Genomic DNA, 754 nt, shown 5'->3' on the forward strand with positions numbered 1-754 from the left:
CTTCGAGCTGTTGATCGGATGTGCATTAGCCCTTGTGTGGCCGATGAAAAGACTGTCTGGGAACAGGCTCCCAAGCAGCCTGAAGCACGCGTTGCACGGAACTGAGCTTGCCGCTTTCGCGTTGCTTATGATGAGCATTTATTTTGTCGATGAATTCAGCCCGTTTCTTTATCACGGCGGAATGCTTCTGATCAGTATAATCGCAGCGATTTTGATTGCATGCGTCAGTCATCCGAGCAGCTTCCTGGGCTTTGTCCTTTCCGTGAAGCCGCTGCGCTGGATCGGGAAAAGGTCGTACGGCATTTATCTTTGGCACTATCCCGTCATCGTGCTGAGCACGCCTGTTCAAGAGATTGGAAATCCGGTGTACTGGCATGTTGCGATTAAAGTCGCAGTTACGTTTATTCTGGCGGAACTTTCGTATCGCTTTATCGAGAAGCCAATCCGAAAAGACGGTTTTAAACCGTTTGTCAGCCGGGTTTTTCTGGATAAGATCACGGAATGGAAAACCGCTTCCGTTCCCAGCAAAATATCAATCGGACTGATGTTTGCCGCACTCCTCATTTTTGCAGGAGGCCTGTCGGGATTGGCCGACGAAAAGAAACAGCCGCATCAGGCCTATTCCAAATCCTACGAGGCAAGCGCCTCGGCGGATCAGCCGGCTGATAAAAGTGAAGAACGGCAGGACGATAAGAAAGCGCAAGCTGAAAGCGGTAATGAGGATGAAACTGAAAGCCAGCCGAAAGCCGGCGGG

1 protein-coding gene is annotated in these 754 nt (G+C 50.8%); it reads left to right on the forward strand.

The window, feature by feature from the left end:
• A partial coding sequence (locus AC0QUY_RS42640) for an acyltransferase family protein (protein WP_475391731.1) occupies positions 1-754 on the forward strand: 754 nt, incomplete at both ends.

Source organism: Bradyrhizobium sp. WYCCWR15520 (assembly GCF_056174665.1).